This is a genomic window from Maribacter sp. 4G9, assembly GCF_002742265.1.
Taxonomy (GTDB): Bacteria; Bacteroidota; Bacteroidia; order Flavobacteriales; family Flavobacteriaceae; genus Maribacter.
This window is the reverse complement of record NZ_MDGL01000036.1, coordinates 1-2,950: the sequence shown is the minus strand read 5'-3', so window position 1 is coordinate 2,950 and position 2,950 is coordinate 1. Positions and strand designations below refer to the sequence as shown.

General features: G+C 35.3%; 3 protein-coding genes and 1 pseudogene. 3 read left to right on the top strand and 1 reads right to left on the bottom strand.

The window, feature by feature from the left end:
• Window positions 1-344: 344 nt before the first annotated feature.
• The 3 genes from BFP75_RS05230 to BFP75_RS05220 all read left to right on the top strand — a co-directional run bounded on the left by BFP75_RS05230 (window position 345) and on the right by BFP75_RS05220 (window position 2,743).
• Window positions 345-1,136 carry a DUF6090 family protein gene (locus BFP75_RS05230; protein ID WP_099544002.1) on the top strand — a complete coding sequence of 264 codons (792 nt, stop codon included), beginning with the start codon at window positions 345-347 and terminating at the stop codon, window positions 1,134-1,136.
• A 214-nt stretch (window positions 1,137-1,350) separates the two neighbouring features.
• A complete protein-coding gene (locus BFP75_RS05225; RefSeq protein ID WP_099544000.1) occupies window positions 1,351-1,833 on the top strand; it encodes a hypothetical protein in 483 nt (160 codons plus the stop codon).
• Between the two features lie 223 nt (window positions 1,834-2,056).
• Complete coding sequence (locus tag BFP75_RS05220) at window positions 2,057-2,743, top strand: hypothetical protein (protein WP_099543998.1); 687 nt, start codon at window positions 2,057-2,059, stop codon at window positions 2,741-2,743.
• Window positions 2,744-2,820: 77 nt separating this feature from the next.
• Here the strand turns inward: BFP75_RS05220 and BFP75_RS22290 are convergent.
• Window positions 2,821-2,950: pseudogene (locus BFP75_RS22290) on the bottom strand (IS256 family transposase); the annotation flags it as partial.

Below are 2,950 nucleotides of genomic sequence, written 5' to 3'. Positions count from 1 at the left end.
CGGCCGTGGCATTCATAAAGGAACATATGAGAAAAAGGATAGAGACCTCGATAAGCCGGATCTGCGCCCTGATGCCAAGGCACATAAACGCTGTGACGGCGGACGGGTTCGTCATCAAACTGATCCTGTTCGTAATGGCATTTCAATTTGAAAAAACAATATTATAATAGGAAACTCGAGTTAATTAAAGAAAGCACAACACCATTAGTGCTTTATTGTAATCAACTAATAACCTATGATAAAATTCTTTAGATTATCGAAACTAAATTTTGCAAAGCAAAATCAAATGTCCGGTGGACATTTGGTTGAGATAGCCGCTTGCGGAAGAAAAAGAAACCTGAAATATGATTAAGTTCTTCAGACAAATAAGACAAAACCTACTTTCTGAGGGTAAAACAGAAAAGTATTTTAAATACGCAATTGGAGAGATAATTCTGGTGGTTATCGGTATTTTAATTGCTTTGCAAATTAACTCTTGGAATGACGATCGCAAGGCAAAAATCGTGGAAAACAACTTCTTTGCCAATATTCTATTAGACTTGGAAAAGGATGATGAAAAGCTTAAATATTACAATAGGTTTCACCAAAAGAGAATTCAATATTTAGATACACTTTTAACATATGTTAGAAATCCGAATCGGACCATGGGTATTGAAAAATTTGGCATGTATGTAGAACCTTTGTTTTATTCGGTAAATGCTACCAATTACCCAACGACATTCGAATCTGCTAAATCGATGGGCATTTTCAATAATTTTCGTGAAAAAGATATCGTAAAAGAGCTCTCTCAGTACTATGCCGACTTTGTTTTAGTAGAGAATTCTTTTAGCGCAATAACAAGAATAGTTGAAAATCAATTTGAACCTTTAATGTATACACTACCAGAAGGCTATATTACGGAGACTACTGGAACATTGGTAATTAGTGAAGAAGATGTACAGGAGTTCTATCAGAAGGTCTCGTCAATAAAGGACAATCGAAACATTACCTATGATTATGATAGGATTTTAAAAACGTCAAGCTTTGAAAATTATTTGATTGGGGATATGGGGAGGTCATATGGCGCAATTGGTATCATAGAATCTAGAAAGTCTATTTTAAATCGATTATTGGAACGTATAAGGGAACACGACTAAATTAAAAATAACAAAAGCACCATACCTTTTTACGCAGGTGACTGAGCAGTCCGCCCTAAACGAAGCCGAAGGCACATATTTCCGCTTTTTCTTGGCCACACCAATTTTTTGTAGGATTTTTAAATTACTTCCTCAAAAAACAAAATGGGTTTTTTCTGTAATTGCTGAATAGGTGTATTTACATTTGAACCCTTTACCAATAAAATTATCCGTTATGAAATATGTACTTCTCTCGTTGACTTTGATTTTATGTTTAAACATCGCCGCTCAGAACTCCATTAAAGCTAAGAATGGATTTGTAAGGGTGTACAATGTACAGGGTAAAAAGATTGGTAAGGGAAAAATTCTAAACATCTCTGAAACGTCACTACAATTAATCAGACATGGGGAAACTACTTCATTTACGGTCAATGAAATCGGTAAGGTCAAGACCAAACGTTCTGGAGGAAACAATGTTCTTGTTGGCGCATTATCAGGTGCTGTGACCTTTGCGATTATAGGGGTAGCTTCAAATGATCCAGATAGCCAAATATTAAGATTATCCAATGGAGAAGCAGCGGTAGCTGGAGCATTTGTTGGAGGGACCTTGGGTACGGGAATAGGCGTTATCTCCCTACTATTTAAAAATTCCAAGACCTTTGAAATAAATGGTGATATTGAAAAGTGGAACGTATTTAAAGAAATGATTCCAAATTGAAATTGTGAACGAAGTTTGGTACAACTAAATGTTATATTTAGCTATGGTACCTGAGCGTAGTCGAAGGGGAGTTGGTTTCGGTGGGTGAGCGTAGTCGAACCCACATATTTCCCCATTTCCTTGCCCAAACCAACTTTTTGTAGGATTTTTAAAGTACTTCCCCTAGAATAGAACTATTTGTATTTGTACAAATATTAAATTACAAAAGTATATTTAAAGCTGAATGAAAAATGAACCTTGGAAAACAGGACCAAAAGAGCTATTAAAGCATGGTCTTGAGCATTTAGCCCTTGAGACCGATTTTGATTATCGAATGGCAATGATAGCCATCGACAATTCAGTTGAATTAATGCTGAAGACCTATTTAGGCCTACCGAAAAGGATAACCCGGTTACAAGGTGTAACAAGAAAAATATATGAAGAAGCAACAAAAAGTTTTCCAAGTCTTTTGGATTCAATGGAAAATCATGCCAAGGGAAAACTTGTTGGAATAGAACTTGGTGAAATAGAATGGTATCATAAAATTAGGAATCAACTGTATCATGATGGGAATGGAATAACAGTTGAAAAGGAAAAAGTAATAGCATATTCCAGTATAGCCAAGATTTTATTTGAAAATCTATTTTACGAAAAAGTTGAAGTTGATGGAATTAAATACGGAATCGATGATTTTCTTTTGGCATGGGCTGACTTCAATAAGTTGGTGATAAATAAAGGCCCTAAAATATTCAGACTCAAAAATTTCACTGAACTATTAAATTTATCAGAACTGGAAGAATATACTCTTGCGAGTATTATAAATTTTCGGAACAGAGTGGTTCATATGCCAGATGAAATTGAAGAAACAGAATTAGCCACAAAAGTGAAAGAATTAATTGAGCTTATAAAAGCAATTAAGAATCGGAAATAAATAACTAGGAATATTTTGAATAGAGACACTATCCCACCAAGTGTGTAAGTTAAAAATAACGAGGGTTGGACTTTTATCTAAAGTCTGACCCTTTTTTCATAGATTGTAAGGAACTGGTTTAAAATTATGCCCCAGTTCCTGATGGGCATGGACCACTTCTTGGTGGCCTCCCTTGTTGCCAAATATACGGATTTCATCACCGCATCG

Excerpts from the sequence above, each read along its gene's own strand:
- BFP75_RS05230 (WP_099544002.1), top strand. The coding sequence starts at position 345 with ATGATTAAGTTCTTCAGACAAATAAGACAAAACCTACTTTCTGAGGGT.
- BFP75_RS05225 (WP_099544000.1), top strand. The coding sequence starts at position 1,351 with ATGAAATATGTACTTCTCTCGTTGACTTTGATTTTATGTTTAAACATC.
- BFP75_RS05220 (WP_099543998.1), top strand. The coding sequence starts at position 2,057 with ATGAAAAATGAACCTTGGAAAACAGGACCAAAAGAGCTATTAAAGCAT.